The organism is Bacteroides mediterraneensis, from assembly GCF_025993685.1.
Classification (GTDB): Bacteria; Bacteroidota; Bacteroidia; order Bacteroidales; family Bacteroidaceae; genus Phocaeicola; species Phocaeicola mediterraneensis_A.
This window is the reverse complement of record NZ_DAJPEN010000001.1, coordinates 62,991-80,450: the sequence shown is the minus strand read 5'-3', so window position 1 is coordinate 80,450 and position 17,460 is coordinate 62,991. Positions and strand designations below refer to the sequence as shown.

Genomic DNA, 17,460 nt, shown 5'->3' with positions numbered 1-17,460 from the left:
CAAAAAAATGCGGGACACTCACATCCCGCATTTTTCGTTTCAAACCCTACATACAGACGGCTTTCCTCATTCACATACAATTCTAAACCCTACAGCCGTCTTCAAAGAAGCAGATTTCGGATACACAATACGCAATCCGTCTGCCTCCTGTTTCCACTCTAATTTATTACCTTTTACACCCAACAGTTCTACTGAAGTCACCTTCTTCTTTTCCACTGTGGAGTTCGTACCCAAAGACACAATCTTCAAAGTCTCTCCCGGTTTCGGCACCGTCATGCACCAGGCATACAAGGCCTTGTCTTTTCCTACCGTAAAACGGAAATCCGTAGAATAGAACGTATGGTTTGCCTGACTGCCCCCGATGAATCCACCCGGCAACACATTCAGCTTACCGTCTTTTCCTTCACCCAATACACGCCAAGCTGAACTGCCGTAAATGCCTTGTCCGTTCACCCGCATCCATTGGCCGACTTCTTTCAACATCTTCACGCAACCTTCATCCAATGAGCCGTCGGGACGCAGCGGAATAGATACCCCTACCGAACCGTCACGTGCCACAATCTCCAACAGATAACGTATCATCGCATCCGAACTGTACACGAAGTTCGGGCCATAGAACCAGTCGCCTACCGGGGTTTCCGCAATCCAAGGCTGGTCGGTCTTGATATTCTCCGGGATTCCCGTCTCACACGTATTCACCGTACCGTTCGTCTGTTTCCTGAACTTCACGATGCTGAACACATCCACCTTTCCACGACGGGCCAGCGTCTTGTTGTAGAAATCCGCAATCACCCGCTGCATGGCATCACACTTATATCCTGTACCCGTACCCGAACCGCTGAAAGGCTGCTGGTCCGTACCATCCGTATAAATGAAATCCGGGTTATATTTATCCACGGCATCCATCATGCGCAAGGCCCACCATTTCGCATACCATTCCGCATACACCAGATGCCCGCTAAAAATACCTGCCTTGGGAGGAGACCAACGGGAATTGGCTGCCTCAGCCACCGTTTCATACTCCCTCAGATTGATGCCGTAAAGGTATCTAGGGTCCAGTCCTTCCCACCATTTTCCCTTTCCGTCGGCCAATGTCAGGTTCCCATCGTAAGGCACTCCCTTCTTTTCACCCTTCGTGTCACACTGGAAAGCCGTCTGCCACCACCACCAGGAGTATTCATGATGGAAAGTGAGTCCGAAACGGATACCCGCTTCTCTTGCCGCTTTCTCCCACTCGCCTATCAAGTCCCGTTTCGGTCCCAGACGGGTAGAATTCCAGGCCTGATACTTGGAATCCCATAAGTCGAACTGGTCATGGTGTACCCCCTGAATAATCAGAAACCGTGCGCCGGCATCCTTGTAAATATCCACCAATGCTTTCGGATTGAACTTCTTCGGATTCCAGTCGCGCAGCACCTCCTTGTAGCCCACTTCCGAAGGATGCCCATAGTTTTTCAGATGGTTCTCGTAAGCCGGCGTCCCTTCCACATACATTTTGCGGGCATACCAGTCGCCACTCTCTCCAGCCGACTGCGGTCCGAAATGAATCCATATTCCGAACTTGGAATCCCGCAACCATTCAGGTGTACCCGGATAGTTGGACTCTATCGATGCCCACGTAGGCTCATACGGTCCGGCTGTCACCGGCAAATCCAGTTTTACTTCCTCAAAAGTCTGGCTGTCCCCCATCGGGACAGAGTTTTCCGACAGTGGCTTATGCACCGACGGCATAGGTTCCAACTGATAGTTCACCCCACTGGTCTGCTGGGAAAAAGCCGTTGCACAGGCTCCCAGCCACAAGCAGCCTAATAATACAAATTGATTCATGCCTATTTTTCGTTTTCTATTAATTCTATAATCTCTGTTCTTAACCGATAATCTCATGATAAGATTTATCAAAGCAAATGTAGAAAGAAAATTGAAAAAAGAAATAGGATGAAAATGTGGATTATAGGAGAATATCGATAGGAAGTGAGTTATTCACTTCTTCTTTTCAAAATTTCAATATCATTTCCATTAGACTCTGCATAAATAATGAGTTCTTTATTCACCTTATCAAATTTCCAACCTAATGAGTTTTCAACATTTTCAACACCCCCCTCCACATTCTTTATCACAAAAGTAAACAGCTCATTCCTTTTACCACGTACATTAAGCCTGCCTTTGACATCATCATACAATATTGAATAATCTTCATATTCAATACCATTGCCACATGGCAAATGCAAATTTCTGCACGAGACTCCATTAGGATAAAGCAAAATTGTCTTTCCATTGTCCAAGTTTCCTTCCTCAACCCTACCCTCCATATACTTTTCAGTCTGAACAGGAATAATGGCACCAGCCTTTACAAATAGAGGAAATTCATTTAATGAATAAATTCGGCAAACGACTTCTCCAGCTTTATATTTTTGTCCACTAAAAAAGTCAATCCATTCACCCTCTGAAGGCAAATGAAAAGAGACATTTCCTCCCTCAGAAGTAACAACTTTTGTAAATAAATAATCTCCAAGCTGATGGCTCTCTTCGTTCAATGACGTATTTTTTATTAAAGAACCCCCATACAAATGAGAATCTATAAGTGTAGAAAATAAATAAGGAATCAGGCTATCATGTAGCTCGACACAATTCCGGTATATATCTTCCACCTCTTCACCATACCACCAAGGCAAATGATTGCTAAACGCCCCATTTTCACCCCCATTAATCATACAGGCTGTCATACATCCAAACTGAGCGTATCGAACAAAGGATTCTTTACTTGCTTTTGCGCCAAAAAAGCCAGCCACCTCACATCCTATCGCCCCATATCCTCTTTGAGAGGATTTGTAAATATTCTGTATCTGCAGTTTCAATCCACTCCAATCACCAGAGAAATCACCGCACCATCCCAGACTCATTTTCTCTACACTAGCTGCAAACCCTCCTTGATGAGAGTAAGGTCGGGCAATAATAATGGCATTCGGATTCCTTTTCACCGTATAATCATACATCGCATCATAATAATAAGGACGAAACAATGCATTACTCATTTCACCCATAGAGGTTTCTACGATATCCCCAAACCAATATTCTCCTTGGTCTACTTTCCAACCATATACACCATCTTTAAAAACCTTATCAAGTTGTTGTGACCACCATTCTATCGCATCAGGATTTGTAAAATCAATATGGACTCCTTCTCCCTTCCACCAAGTTGCCGGAACATTCTTATTGATTCCTAAATTGCGACGAACAACCTCATCATAATTTATACTTTTCTGTAATCGGGTATCCTTACTCTTACGATTGACAACTCCCGTCAACCACAAAATCACTTTTACATTTTTCTTTGAAAAATCCTCAATCATCTGAGCATGACCTGGATATCTGAAATAATCCCACTCAAAATCATTATACGCTGTACTCCACGGACTATCTATAATAACCGCATGCACAGGAATCCCATGCTTAAAATATTCACCCACAATCCGCCGAGCCCCATCTTCCGTATTCAAACTGTCTTCCCAAACAATATGCCCTAAAGCCCATGCAGGAGTAATAGGAGGATACTGGGCACGCACGATTCCATATAGCATCACCCCCAATAACACAATAAATATTTTTTTCATAATCAAGTTTTTATCCACAGAGCACATGAAATAATATGCTATATTATTCCATGTGCTCTAGCATTAAACCTTTATTTCATTAAAGTCACCTCAGGCCCCAGATACGAACGTTTCATTCCACCAAAGTCAATTACCACTTTCTGAACCATTACTCCCGGATCTTTACAAATCAGTTTCAAGGTATGTTTTCCCGGTTTGTTCACCGTAAGGCGTATTGCATTCACCGAGCCGTTTCTTGCCACATTTTCTTTCCATTCACTAGAATATTCCTTCGCATCATTAGAAGCGAATTTTATCACACCATCATCTATCATCACGCCAAACCTTGTACTTCTTCCAGGATACAGCGGAAAAGTAGGAATCGCATACGTATAGACAGTCACAGATCCGGCATTGAACGAATAAAAGTCATATTCCGCTCGGCCTGTCATATCCGTGCGATAAGTATCTTGTACGGGTGCCAAAGGATTTCCAAGTTGAATACACTGTCCTTCATAGCCCAATCCATCTATAGACTGTATCTTCACGTCCTTGTTATCATACTTACGATGATACTTTCCCGGATTTATGACTACGCAACCATTTTCTTCCAAGTACAGGCCTTTTACCTCCTCAAGGGATGGAGCTGCCGGATTCATAACGGTCAATAATATCACTTCTTCCGATTGATTGCTGACAATTTTTATTGTTCCAGAAACCTTTTCCCCAACAGGGACCTCATCCCAATCAACAACAACTTTTATTCTATGATAATCCTGCAATGTACCTTTGTCCATACTAAGCCGAATCCACTTGGCAGATGTTTCTGCACGCCATTTCACTTCACCTTTCCCCTTGTTATACAAATCAATATAAGTATCCTTCCGAGTATATGAATTCAATACCGGCAATGTATTGGTTGCCCCCAAAGTAAGATCCTGATCAGGCAACTGAAGACAAAGTTTCCCCTCCTCGGGCAACTCTATGGTTTCGGTAGGCGGCATATTCTGATAAGTCGCTACCCACCCCGGAGCAAGCGACATCATATAATTCCATTTTCCATCAAGCTGCTTGTTATATAAATCAGTATAGTAACCGATACTATCCTGATAAGCCTGGGCTTTCCGGGCATAATCATTCGTCATACTTCGTCCCTGACGGGCAAACCAACGATTCTGCTGGGCCGTAAGCATTTTCTTATTCATCAATGCAGCTCCCTTCACCGGATAAAACACCAGTTCGTAAAAACACGCCTTATATTCTTCCGGCAATGCTTTCCAGATACTCTCTGCCATATTTGAAATACGGTCATATTCGGCAATACGCCTTTCCGCCTCACAATAATTTGTAAACGAGAAATCCGTATCCGTTATCCGTTCCTGCGAATGCTCATTGTTCCATTCATATCCCCATCCCATTGCTTCCGGCTTACGTTGAAAACCTAATTTATAATAAGTAGTCATGATATCAGACAAAGACTTACGATACACCTCCCCAAAAATAGAAGTAAGAAAATCCACTTGATGCCTGTTTATATTACCATAATCAAAGCCCTCACAATCCCAGGCAATATCCAAAAAAGTCTTGATACCTAATTCCCCTGGCTTGATGTCTCCCACATTGAGCAACCAATATGTTTTGGCACCGGTGGCATAGGCCTTGCTCATTTCCTCATACATCAATGCAGGAGGGGTGGTGTTAAGCCACAAATAGTCATGAGGTTCGCCCAAATATGAAATATGATAATACACTCCACTTCCTCCTTTACGTGCGGCTTCCTTCGCTGTATTCAATTTTTTTATGTAGCCAAAGTTATCATCAGGCCACACCACAGTAATATCTTCAGGAAGTTTCAGCCCCCGTTCATAAATATCAAGCACTTCCTTATAGGGCACAAATATTTGTGGAATCGAATCAATCGGAGTCTGAATATACTTACTCAGAATTCCCCGCTGGTCTTGAATGACCTGTTCCACCAGTTCCACCTCCTTGTCTTTAGGAACCCCGACCAACCCTGAATCATGAATACCTCGCATGGCAATCGTATAGATATTCTCATAAGCACAATTTTCCGATACCCGCTTATCCAGCACATCAATAATCCCCTGCTTATTGGTCATATAATTCCATTCTCCATGCACGTCCTTGTCCCACTCTGTAACATTGTTAAACAACAAAGGCTCACAATGGGAAGAAGACATAATGATGCCATAACTATCGGCTACCTTTTTATTTTCCGGATACTTATTAAAGGCTCCCGAACTAGGATGCATGGCAGGGGCCAGCATATTTCCTTTCATACGCAAAATCAATTCACAAACCCGTGCATACGTCTTAGGACCAATATCACCCAGTTCCTTGTCGTATGTTTTACCGGCCCAAGGAGTAATTCCCCAACCTTCATCATTAATAAATATTCCTCTGTATTTCACTGAAGGAGGAGTAGAAACGTATTCTTCTGTTTCAAGATAAACCGATTTCTTTTTCTTGACTGGCACATCAGCCCACCAATACAGCGGTGACACCCCCATTGCCTCCGAGACCGCGAAAGCTCCATAAGAGGTGCCTCTTCTGTCAGAACCGGCAATCACCAACGCACGGTCTAAACCTTTCATCGGATTTTCCACTACTTTTACAACAAAACTTTCCCATTTGCCGTTGATAGACGACACATCCAATTTTCCTTCTTTTATCAACGAATCAATATACCGGCTTTTACCTATTGTCCCTATCAGGACCCATGAACGGTTTTGTACTCCGTTATAAGTAGAAGAGACCAATCCCTCTACTCCTGTGACCCGCCCAATATCTTCTGCAAACAGATTTGCACACTTTCTCACCGATTCATAGTCTGAAGAATCTACCCAAACAGCCGTTTTCTTTTGGCTCGTATAAACAGGGAAAGAGTTGGATTGAGTCTTGTGTTCAGAAATCACAATCTGAGAGTATAGTGATACAGATGATAACAAACATACTCCCATGCATACCAGTTTTTTAACTTTCATATTCTATCAGATTTTAAACTCCACCCTCGACCTCACAAGGGTGGAGTAATTTGTATTAATATCCAGGGTTCTGCTCCAACACCGCATCCGTATTCGCCTCTATGGCTGAATAGGGAATAGGCCACAAATTATACTTTTCCTGCATGCCGATTCCGTCACCATTTGTTTCAGGATTGGCATAATAAGGATTACATTTCATTACTCTGTCATACAGTTTACCCATTCGCATCAGTGTCAACCGACGTTTCTCTTCTATACCCAGTTCTCTCATTCTCTCATCCAAAATATAATCAATATCCACATCGGCAGGATCTACCGGATTGGCATGAGCACGCTCTCTTACTACATTAATATCTGCAGCAGCCTTTGTTTTATCATTCAAATTCAAATACGCTTCCGCACGCAACAAATAAGTTTCAGCCAACCGGAACATATACTGGTCTACATACGTAGTACCTGCAATACTCTTTAATTCCCAAATTGAAGCATTCAAATAAAGTTCACTGGGATGATTGTAGGGAGTGGTACATTTCGTCTGATAAGCATATAAATAGCGCCCTGGGATGGTCATACTACTTCCTTGTCCGACAATTAGATTAGCCGGAGGATTGTCTACATCAATTGTATCTATATCTGGAAATTCAGCTTTAAATTCAGGATTATTTACAGCAAATTTACGTACAAAGTTATGGTTGGCATTTCGGATGTCATTATCAAAATCACTTTCCCATATCGTATTACTAAAATACTGAGTAGATATTCCCCAACCGATACCTCTACCTCCCGTATAATCACCTATAGGCCATAAAAACGGAGAATAATCCTTGATTGTTCCGTCCGGTTGCGTAACTCTAAGCTTCACATCACGGGTCATTGGCGCACAATGACGCTCCAACATATAATTACCATCCAGTTTCAAGTCAGCCGTCGAACTGCCACCACCCGGCAAGTTAGTCTCAAATTGTATCACCCATACTCCTTCCGTATTTCCGGCACTTCTATTTTGGTTATTCATTCTGAAGAGGTCCCAATAGACATCCCCAGGAATTTCTGTAGCACGAGAACCAAACCTTGTTTTCATTAAGCCAAAGGCCGGATTATCGATGACCTCACTAGCTGCATTCACCGCTTCCTGATCCATACCCAAAGCCAGATAAAGTTCTGACAATAAATGATAAGCAGCAGGCGAAGAAACCTCTCCATCCTTCACCGCAGTAATATCTGGAAGATTTTCTGCCGCAAATTTCACGTCGTCCAAGGCTTGTCGCAAGGTTTCCTCCTTAGTCGCTCTCACAAAATCCGTTTTAGGAGTAGAGATTTCCTCCAATACCAAGGGGACCCCACCGTATAAATAAGCCAATGTACGATATGCCATCCCCCTAAAGAACCGGGATTTAGCCACATACAAAGTTTTTTCTTCTTCCGAAAAATCAGTTGCAGCAACCCGTCCAATTATCACATTCGCATCGGATATCAGTTTATACAGATAATCCCAATGCGCTTTCGGAATATTTCCTGTCGGATTATACGCAGCCACCATATTCCCATGTCGGTTCGAGGTTCCAGGCTCCCCATCAAAGACCAGATCGGTACCATAAATATAATCAAAAGGTGTATTCTCATCCACTCCATAAAACTCCTTTCGAATAGAATAATATAACCCATTGACCGCCATATCAAAATCAGCAGTTGTAATATAAGAATTATCCGAACTCATGAAATCTTCCGGAACTTCTTTCAAAAATTCACTTTCATTACATGAAGCAGAAAGTAAACCCACCAATATGCACAATATAATATTCTTCCTTTTCATAATCAATCAGAGTGTTAAATTTAAACCAAAGGTGAAACTTCTCAATACTGGGCGTCCGTAATAATTACTGTTCGCTTCCGGGTCCCATCCTTTCCAGTTGGTAATTGTGAAAAGATTCTTTCCGCTCACATATAATCCCAGTCCCTCAATACCTATATTTCTCAGCCATGATTTGGGAAAATCGTACGACAGATTTATATCTTGTAATCTTAAGAAACTTCTGCTCTGATAAGCGGTTGGAACAATCGCACCGGCAGCAGTCGATCTGGAATAAGTAGCATTGGGGTTGCTAGGTGACCAGTGGTCTGCCGCAAACTCTGCAGGCATATTCCAACGCCGTGCATTGGCATCACCCCGATTCAGGGCACTCGAGTTTTCTCCCAAATATCCATCTTTTCCGCCTAATACAGAGTTAAAGAACAAGCTCAATGAAAAATTCTTATACCTGAACTTATTCATAAAACTCAACCGACAGGCCGGGTCTTCCGAACCGATTACCACACGGTCATCCACGGTGATTTCTCCATCTCCATTTGTATCTCTTATTTTATAGTTTCCCGGATGGTAACCATTGGGAATGTCATCCCCCAATTGATATATACCGTCTATCACATAACCATAAATAGCCGTAGTCGATTCTCCAATAAATAAATTACTTGCAATCAAATCATCTTCCACACCATCCCCGTCCGCATCTTTTCCAAACAAAGACAATATCTTATTGGAGTTACGAGAAATATTGAAAGTCGTACTCCATTCAAAATCTCGGGTCACAATATTTCTGGACGTCAAGGTCAGTTCTACTCCTTTATTTCTAATCTTTCCAATATTGGTACTTACAGAAGAAAATCCCGTCATCGTAGGAATCGTCATATCGTATAGCAAATCATTGGTCGTAGTCTGATAAGCCTCCAAAGAGCCTACCAAACGGTTGTTAAATAAATTAAAATCAACGCCGAAATTATATCCCATCGTCTTTTCCCACATCAAATCCTGATTAGACATGGAAGTGATTTGCTGATAGATTTCAGTAGAGCCTCCATCTCCAAATACATACCCCGGATTCGATGAAACTTGCGCCAACGATTTGTATCTGGTAGTCTGATTACCACTAATTCCCCAGCCACCTCTCAGTTTCAGATAATCAATCCATGGTACTTTGAAAAATTCTTCCTCGGAAATGACCCATCCTAAAGCCACAGAAGGAAATACAGCCGTTTTATTATTCTCGGCAAAACCAGAGAAACCATCCCTACGCACAGTGGCTGTCAGCAAATAGCGGTTCTTATATTTATAGTTCACACGTGCCATCTGATACAATAATGCTTCATGCCAAGCATCGGATGAAGTATATTGATCTTTACCGAGCTCCAGGCTATTATAGCCTAAAGTCAACCTCGAGAAGTTTTGCGCTTTGGCTTCCGTATAATTATATTTTCTTTCACTGGCTCCATACAACAAGGTAGCCCCAATGGAATGGTCACCAAACTCTCCTTCATAATTCAAAATATTATCTACTGTGTAATCATAATAGGAAGTATGCTGTTTGTAAGCCTCTCCGGTCAAACTTGCCCCATAAGGATTTGCCTGAAAGTGCTCATCTATGCGATAGTTATTTCCATAGTTTATACGATATGTCAATCCTTTGACCGGAAGTTTTACTTCTCCATAAAAATTAGCAAAGAAATAATTATGTCTTTCCTTATCGTCTACATCTGAAGCCATAAAAGGATTGGTATCCAACGTCTGAAACGGATAAGGCACCAAATCCCCATTCTCATCATACGGTTCAATCAACGGGTTTTGAATATTCAGCATCCAATAATTAGGCTCTGCCCCGTCCTGATTAACAAAAGAGGCGAAAGCTTGTACTCCAACTTTAAGCCACTTATAAGGATTGGTGTCCAGATTGACCCGCACACTGTTACGAGAAAAGTCATCATTTAATATAACTCCTTTTTGACGCGTATTGGCATAAGAAATCAAATAAGATATTCCTTCCGTTCCGCCCGACAGGCTCACTTTATTTTCCCACATAGACCCAGTCCTGGTCCCTTCATCCCACCAGTCATAATCATAAGGTGAGATACCATCCGGCTGTGTATTGTCCAGCATTACCGCATCGGGCAGATAATCAGCCAGACGAAAATCCGGATTGGGAGTCTGATAATTATCACCAGTATATGCATAATCATACCAGAACTCTTTCGTAAAATCCAGATATTCTTCACGGTTCATCGGATGAAGGTCTTTTGTAGGATTAGAAATCGTATAAGAAGAAGAGAATGACAATTTCGGTTTACCCACCTTACCTCTCTTAGTGGTAATCAAAATAACCCCATTAGCCGCCTGAGCTCCATATACAGCAGTGGCACTCGCGTCTTTCAAAATATCAATAGACGCGATGTCGTTAGGGTTAATCGAAGATAAAGAACTGTTATAAATAATGCCATCGAGTACAATCAGCACATTCGAATTACCCGCCAAGGTATTCGTACCACGTATCGAGAAAGTAGGAGTCGTTCCGGCAGAAGTCACCTGCCCAACATTCAGTCCAGGTACAGAACCTTGCAAAGATTGCAACAGATTGGCGTTTGGAGCTTTTTCAAAATCCTTAATATTAGCACTTACCACTGCACCAGTCAAATCTGATTTCTTCATTGAACCATAACCAATAACCACCACTTCATCCATCAGTTCCGTATCTTCCTGCATGATAATGGCAAGCCTGTCTTGCTTTATCTGGGAGATATTAAACTCCTGACTTTTATAACCAATATAACTGACGACCAGCACACTATTATCCGGCATCTCCAAACTATAATTACCTTCAAAATCGGTCACGGTTCCATTGGTCGTACCTTTTTCAAGTACAGTCGCCCCAATAATCGGCTCCCCATTTATGTCACAAACATTTCCGGTCACCTTTCTCTTCTTCCCTGGGACAACCTGTGGCTGACCTCCTTTTTTAACGACAATATTTTTCCCTTGAATCTCATACGACACATTCTGTCCTTTCAGAATTTGAGCAACCGCATCTTTCAGTTCATTCGCATTGACCGAAACTGTACGGTTTGTATCCACATCACCGGCAATATACACAAACGAATATCCACTCTTGGCCTGCAGTTCCGTCATCGCCTTTTTCACCGATACATTGTTCATTTTCAATGATATACTTTGCGAATAAATACTTAAATTAAGGCATAGCAAAGCTCCGGCCATCAACATGGCTTTTTTCCTGTAATTCATAAGTTTAAGATTTTAAGATTAAAAACTCTGGATAAAAGATGTTTTACAAGGAATGTTTTATTATTTTTGCCTCATCCCTTAGAAAACCTCTTACAACTAGCAAGTTAGAAAGAACTAAGGCTCAGCCGGAGGAACTTCCCTTTCTTCCGGCTTCTTTTATGTCCTTCTGCCAAAAACAACATCAGGTATCTACTTTCTTCATAAAATTAAGGTTTTAGTGTGTTTCACATTCGGTTAATATAAGGTTATTTCCTTGTTTGTCTGTGTATAGCGTACCTTTCCTGTCTTTACAAGTGCTTGCAAGATATCCTTTATGCCTTGCTCACTACGGCTAAAGCTCCCGTAGAAACGGAAATCACGCAATGAATCCGTGCCAAAGGTGATATGCACACCATAACTACGTTCCAGAATCTTAGCCACTTCGGGCAAAGGCATCTCATCAAAGAACAATCTGCCGGAAGTCCATTCCAGGATTTCCCTCACTTTAGCAGATTTTTTCCGCATCCTCCCCTCTTCCTTATCCAGGGTCACCTGTTCATCCGGAAGCAAAATCATCTCGGCTTCCGCATGTAGGCGGTTGTCCAAGGCTACCTTACCCTCCAGCAAAGAAACCACCGCCTCCTCATCATTCGGATAGTCCCGAAAGTTGAACTTGGTACCCAACACTCGAACCGACAAGGAAGGCGTTTGCACATGAAAAGGAAGCTTTTCGTTGCGGGCTACCTCAAAATAGCCTTCTCCACTCAGTTCTACCTCCCGATTGTCCACTCCGAAATCCTGCGGATAGACCAGACGGGAACCGGCATTCAGCACCACCAGCGTGCCATCAGGCAAACGAAGGCGAGTCTGCGCCCCCAAAGGTGCTTCCACCTCTACCTGAGTTAGAGCCTCTTTCAGATTGCTTTCTCCCTTCTGATAAGAGAAGAAAGAGACAAGCCCTACCACCAACACCGCTGCCGCATATTTGAATACGGACTTCCAACCAATAGTCCTCTTCGGCTGTTTTGAGGTTCGATGTTCGGCCACCCGTTGGCGGAAAACCTCGAAAGCCCGGTCGGCATCGTAATGCGTGCGTTCTTCTTCCTGCACGGCAGAAAACCAAATTTCCTGCTGTTGCATGAAATAACGGCGGTTGTCTTCGGAAGCGGCTATCCATGCCTCCAATTCCTCGCGCGCTTCCTTGTCCAATCCTCCGCTCAAAAACGCCGCAATCAGTTCGTCGATATGTGAATTTCTTTCTTCCATTTTCAGGGTTTCTATAAGTGAGACGAAAATTTTGCCTACGCGGGTAGGCAAGAAACTTTATTTTTTTATTTGAAGGTGAAAAAAAACAGCAGAAGAGCCAGCAGGTATTTCTCCAGTTCGGCATGCAGCGAAGCCAACGCACTCTTTATGTGATACTTCACCGTATTGACAGAGATATTCAGTTCCGTGGCAATCTCTTCGTATTTTTTCCCCTCGAAACGACTTTTCACGAAAACTTTCCGGCAGACCTCCGGTAAATGATGGATAGCCTGGTAAATTTTTTCCTCCAGCTCATGCTCCAGCAGGCTGCCCAACGGGTAATCGTCCGACAGCAAGTAACGCATTTCCCCTTCTTCCGGAATGGCAGAAAAAGCCACTTCCGTCCGTTCTTTCTTGGAGCCCAGATAATCCATGCAGTGATTCCGTACGGCACGCACCAGATAACTCCGTAGCGAAACCTGAATATCGAGTTCCGCACGCACTTCCCACAAATGGAAAATGACATCGCCTACCAGTGTCTCAGCCAGAAAATCATCGCCTACATACTCACGGGCCACGTGACACAACAGTGCATAATGATGACGATAAAGATGCCTGTAAGCCTCCTCATTTCCCCGTTTCAGTTGCTCTATGATAATCCGTTCCGTGATTTCCATTACTTATCCTGCTTATTCCGGTTGACCGAACACCTGCCGATAATATGCTCTTTTATCTGTCAGATTCTTCCACTGCTCCATTCCGTGGACAGCCTTGCCATTCACCCGTTCATAAAACGTGATTTCCTCTTGCAACGGACGAAAATCATTCTTCATCAATGCAAGGTTCAACGCCTTTTCCAAGCGGACAAACCCGTACATTAAAGAATCTTGTGCCACTTCCTGCACTTTGACTCCATAGGCTGAATCCGCCCGCAGAAAATCCTTCCTTGCTACCACCGAATCTCCCTGATAGTCTTCCAGCATGGCTTTCATATTCCACAATTCGGGTGACATGGAATCACGCATGCAAGTATCCATCTCGCGGAGCAACGCCAACACTTCCGTCAGACGCCAGCTGCGGAGCAAATAAGTATATTTCAAAAGGTAAGTCTGCTTGTCGGGAGACAACGAAATGGCGCTGTCCAGTTTTTCCCGAATCAATGAATCATGAATACAGACCCGCGGATGTGCTCTGTCGACCGGCACATTCCAGAACAAAGAATCACTCCGCATCAGACTGTCTGCCTCCAAGATAAGCGTATGCACAACAGCCTGATTACCTGAGTGAAATCCAGTCCCTTTATGGGTACAGGCAGCACACATTCCAGCCACACAACCCACCATCAAGAAGAGTCTTGCATTCATAGTCTAAAGGTTTGTTTCGCGCAAAGTTAAGTTTTTTCACTTAACCTTATCCTAAAAAGCACTAAATTCTCTCCCTCAAAAAGAGAAACACCTTGATGAAAAAAGCCTCTCACTACCTGCATTTTCTCTGTCCCACAGTGTGGGATACAAAAACCACACTGTGGGATACATATTTCACAGTGTGGGATATAAAAGCCACAGTGTGGTACAGAGAATTTATCAGGACAAAAAAGAGTATGCTTCGGGGAGCTTTTTATTTATGTACCGTAGAAAGCAAATTATTTTTTCAGGCTTTTTTTCACCACTGCCGGCACACCTGCTGCCAGGGAGTCGTCGGGAATGTCACGGGTTACCACACTGCCCGCCGCAATGATACAGCGGTTGCCGATGGTCACCCCCGGACATACCACCACATTGCCACCCAGCCAGCAGTCCTCGCCCACCGTAATGGGATAGGATGTTTCCTTTTCCTCACGACGTTCCACATGGTCCATGGGGTGCTGGGGCGTGTAGAACTGGCAATGAGGTCCTATCAGCGTATTCTTCCCAATGCGGATATAAGCTCCGTCGAGCATGATGCAGTCGTAGTTCATGAACACATTTTCACCCAGTATTATGCCGTTGCCGTGGTCACAATGGAAAGGGGGACAAATGGTAGTGGTCTTCGGAAAATCGGGAATCAGGTCTTCCATCACCTCGCGGTAATCATCGTCGTAAATGGTCATCGTCTGCAATCGTGCACAGACTTTCTTGGCATGCATCAAACTGACGTGTATTTCAGGGTCGGAAAAATAATAGAGTTCCTGACTGCGCATTTTTTCGTATTCTGTTTTCATAGGATTTCAGTTTATAAATTACCAGAGTCAAAGGTAGGAGGAATTTTGCTTATCTGCAAAAGGATACGAAAAAACTGCTGAGACACTATTGCCTGCGCAAATAAGCCGAAGGTGCCTCTCCGGTAATCTGCTTGAACACCCTGCTGAAGCTGTTAGGCGAGTTAAATCCCACCTCGTAGGCCGTCTGCTCGATGTTCAGGACGTTATCGGTCAGAATCTCGATGGCACGCACCACACGCTGGTAGTTGAGATAGTGTACGAAACGGATGCCCGAACTGGTGAACAACCGGGTCAGACTGCGCACCGAGAATCCAAAATGGGAAGCCACCTGCTCAAGGGTCAGGTCCTGATGCAGATTTGTCTTCATATATTCCAATACGGGCAACAGACGACTATCCGTTGCCAAAATAAACGGCTGGGTGGGAAACGTGGCTTTCTGACAGATACGGGGCAGCACCTGAAAAAAGCTTCTGGCAAACGAAAAGATTTCCGGTTCAGCCCACTTGGACAAGCTGTGAAAAGTACTGATGAACTTCAGGTTGCGGGCTATCAGTTCATCGGTACGGTAAATGGCAAATTCTTCTTCATGGGAATGCTCCAGACAAACATAACTGGTCAGCAGGGTTATCTGCCGGTTGTTACTGGAAAGACGGTGCAAGGTTCCTCCGGGTATCCACACCAGGTGACGGTCGGTCACAAAATAGCTGACCCCTCCCACTTCCACATGAAGTGTCCCCGAAAGGATATAAATTATCTGATGGCGGTCGTGGCAATGAGGGTGCAGGTTCACTTCTTCCCTCCCGGTCACCTTGGTGAACACTTCCTCGACCGACATGGCATCAATTGAAGAAATCCGCTGTTCGGTCACTAAGTCGTCTGGCGTAAATTGCATGATTTATGTCTTGATATGTAATTTAGGAACAAAAATAATGAAACATCTTTGCGGCGTCAAATAAAACAGTCACATTTAATGGAAGAAAGTCGTAAAAAGCACAAAGCCGAACTCTTTCGGCGATACCTGGTATTCGGTATCTCACTCTTTATCATCGCATGTGGTATCAGCCTCATCACCCGTTCAAATCTGGGTACCTCCCCTATCACGAGTGTGCCCTACGTAGCCAGTCTTCACACCCCCGTCAGCCTGGGTACGTACTTTTTCCTGTTCACCCTCGTACTGATAGGCATGCAACTGCTGTTGCTGGGCAGAAGAGGCATCATGGAGCGGAAAATGGAACTCCTCATGCAGTTTCCGGTGGCCTTCGTATTATCTGTCTTTACCGACCTCGGCATGTGGATGACTGCCGGATTCTCCCCGGAAGCCTATTATATGAAAATCATCTCGCTGGTTATCGGTTGCGTGGTACTGGCTCTCGGAATCTGTCTGGAAGTCATAGCCGATGTGACGATGATCAGCGCCGAATATACCATACAATTTGCCACCCTACGCTTCAAGAAAAACTTCGGCAACATCAAAATCTGCTTCGACGTGACCCTGGTAGTCTGCGCCATCCTGTGTTCATGGGCGCTGTCTGGACGCATCGAGGGAGTGAGAGAGGGGACCGTGATTGCCGCCCTGATTACCGGCCCGTTCGTCCGACTGATTATGCCCCGCCTGGCCTTCGTCCGTCACTGGCTGGACGAACCGGGTATCCCTGCCACTTCATCTGTTGCCGCACCAGCACACTATCCGCCGGTCATTACCATTTCCCGCGAATACGGCAGCGGCGGTCATCAAATCGGTAAAGCACTGGCCAAAGAGCTAGGCATCACCTTCTACGACAAGGAACTGATTACCCTTGTAGCCAAGGAAAGTGGTTTCAGTGAAGAATTCATTTCACAGAACGAACAGAAGATGCCCAGTGCCCTGCTCTACCAGATGATCATGCAGGACTATGAGGCTCCGCTGGACAAGAGTCTGTCGTACGACGACGCCTTGTTCGTGGCACAAAGCCGGGTCATCCGCCGTCTGGCAGCGGAGAAACCGTGTGTCATCGTCGGACGATGCGCCGACTATATCCTGAGAGACCGCCCGCACACCCTCCATATTTTCTTGTTCGGCGACATGAAGTCCAAGACGGAACGCGTCATTTCTGAATATGGCATTTCCGCCGCACAGGCACCAGGCAAGATTACCCAAGTGGACAAGTCCCGGAAAGAACACTATTTCCATTACACCGGCCGGCAATGGGGTGACTCACGGAATTATCATGCCACGTTCAATACCAGCCTGATTTCCATAACCCAAGTGACGGAGGCACTGAAAAGGATTTATGAAGAAGACGTATAAAAAAATGTCTTCACAGGTATTTGTATGGGAAATTTGCCACTTCATTGAATTACCGTAGATTTGTAAGTGAAAAACATACAAAGTACCTA

General features: G+C 44.2%; 11 protein-coding genes. 1 reads left to right on the top strand and 10 read right to left on the bottom strand.

Going from position 1 to position 17,460, the window contains the following annotated elements; genetic code table 11:
- Nucleotides 1-66: 66 nt before the first annotated feature.
- The 10 genes from OIM59_RS00325 to OIM59_RS00280 form a co-directional block, all read right to left on the bottom strand.
- Nucleotides 67-1,827 carry an alpha-L-fucosidase gene (locus OIM59_RS00325; RefSeq protein WP_299170367.1) on the bottom strand — a complete coding sequence of 587 codons (1,761 nt, stop codon included), beginning with the start codon at nt 1,825-1,827 and terminating at the stop codon, nt 67-69.
- A gap of 149 nt (nt 1,828-1,976) precedes the next feature.
- Nucleotides 1,977-3,611, bottom strand: a complete 1,635-nt coding sequence (locus OIM59_RS00320) for a TIM-barrel domain-containing protein (protein WP_299170369.1) — start codon at nt 3,609-3,611, stop codon at nt 1,977-1,979.
- A gap of 71 nt (nt 3,612-3,682) precedes the next feature.
- A complete protein-coding gene (locus tag OIM59_RS00315) occupies nt 3,683-6,595 on the bottom strand; it encodes a glycosyl hydrolase 115 family protein (RefSeq protein ID WP_299170371.1) in 2,913 nt (970 codons plus the stop codon).
- A gap of 55 nt (nt 6,596-6,650) precedes the next feature.
- Entirely contained in the window at nt 6,651-8,408 is a 1,758-nt protein-coding gene (locus OIM59_RS00310; RefSeq protein WP_303894192.1) for a RagB/SusD family nutrient uptake outer membrane protein, read from the bottom strand.
- 6 nt (nt 8,409-8,414) lie between these two features.
- Nucleotides 8,415-11,660, bottom strand: coding sequence for a TonB-dependent receptor (locus tag OIM59_RS00305; RefSeq protein ID WP_299170375.1), 3,246 nt, complete (start codon nt 11,658-11,660; stop codon nt 8,415-8,417).
- A gap of 234 nt (nt 11,661-11,894) precedes the next feature.
- A complete protein-coding gene (locus tag OIM59_RS00300) occupies nt 11,895-12,905 on the bottom strand; it encodes a FecR domain-containing protein (protein ID WP_299170377.1) in 1,011 nt (336 codons plus the stop codon).
- A 65-nt stretch (nt 12,906-12,970) separates the two neighbouring features.
- Nucleotides 12,971-13,561: an RNA polymerase sigma-70 factor gene (locus OIM59_RS00295; protein ID WP_299170379.1), complete on the bottom strand. Its 591-nt coding sequence runs from the start codon at nt 13,559-13,561 to the stop codon at nt 12,971-12,973.
- Nucleotides 13,562-13,573: 12 nt separating this feature from the next.
- Entirely contained in the window at nt 13,574-14,248 is a 675-nt protein-coding gene (locus OIM59_RS00290) for a hypothetical protein (protein WP_299170381.1), read from the bottom strand.
- Between the two features lie 278 nt (nt 14,249-14,526).
- Nucleotides 14,527-15,084: a sugar O-acetyltransferase gene (locus OIM59_RS00285; protein ID WP_299170383.1), complete on the bottom strand. Its 558-nt coding sequence runs from the start codon at nt 15,082-15,084 to the stop codon at nt 14,527-14,529.
- An 85-nt stretch (nt 15,085-15,169) separates the two neighbouring features.
- A complete protein-coding gene (locus OIM59_RS00280; RefSeq protein WP_299170385.1) occupies nt 15,170-15,976 on the bottom strand; it encodes an AraC family transcriptional regulator in 807 nt (268 codons plus the stop codon).
- A gap of 78 nt (nt 15,977-16,054) precedes the next feature.
- On the opposite strand from OIM59_RS00280, the gene OIM59_RS00275 reads away from it, so the two are divergent.
- Nucleotides 16,055-17,371 (top strand): cytidylate kinase family protein, encoded by a 1,317-nt coding sequence (locus OIM59_RS00275; RefSeq protein WP_299170387.1) that lies wholly within the window; start codon nt 16,055-16,057, stop codon nt 17,369-17,371.
- Nucleotides 17,372-17,460: the final 89 nt, after the last annotated feature.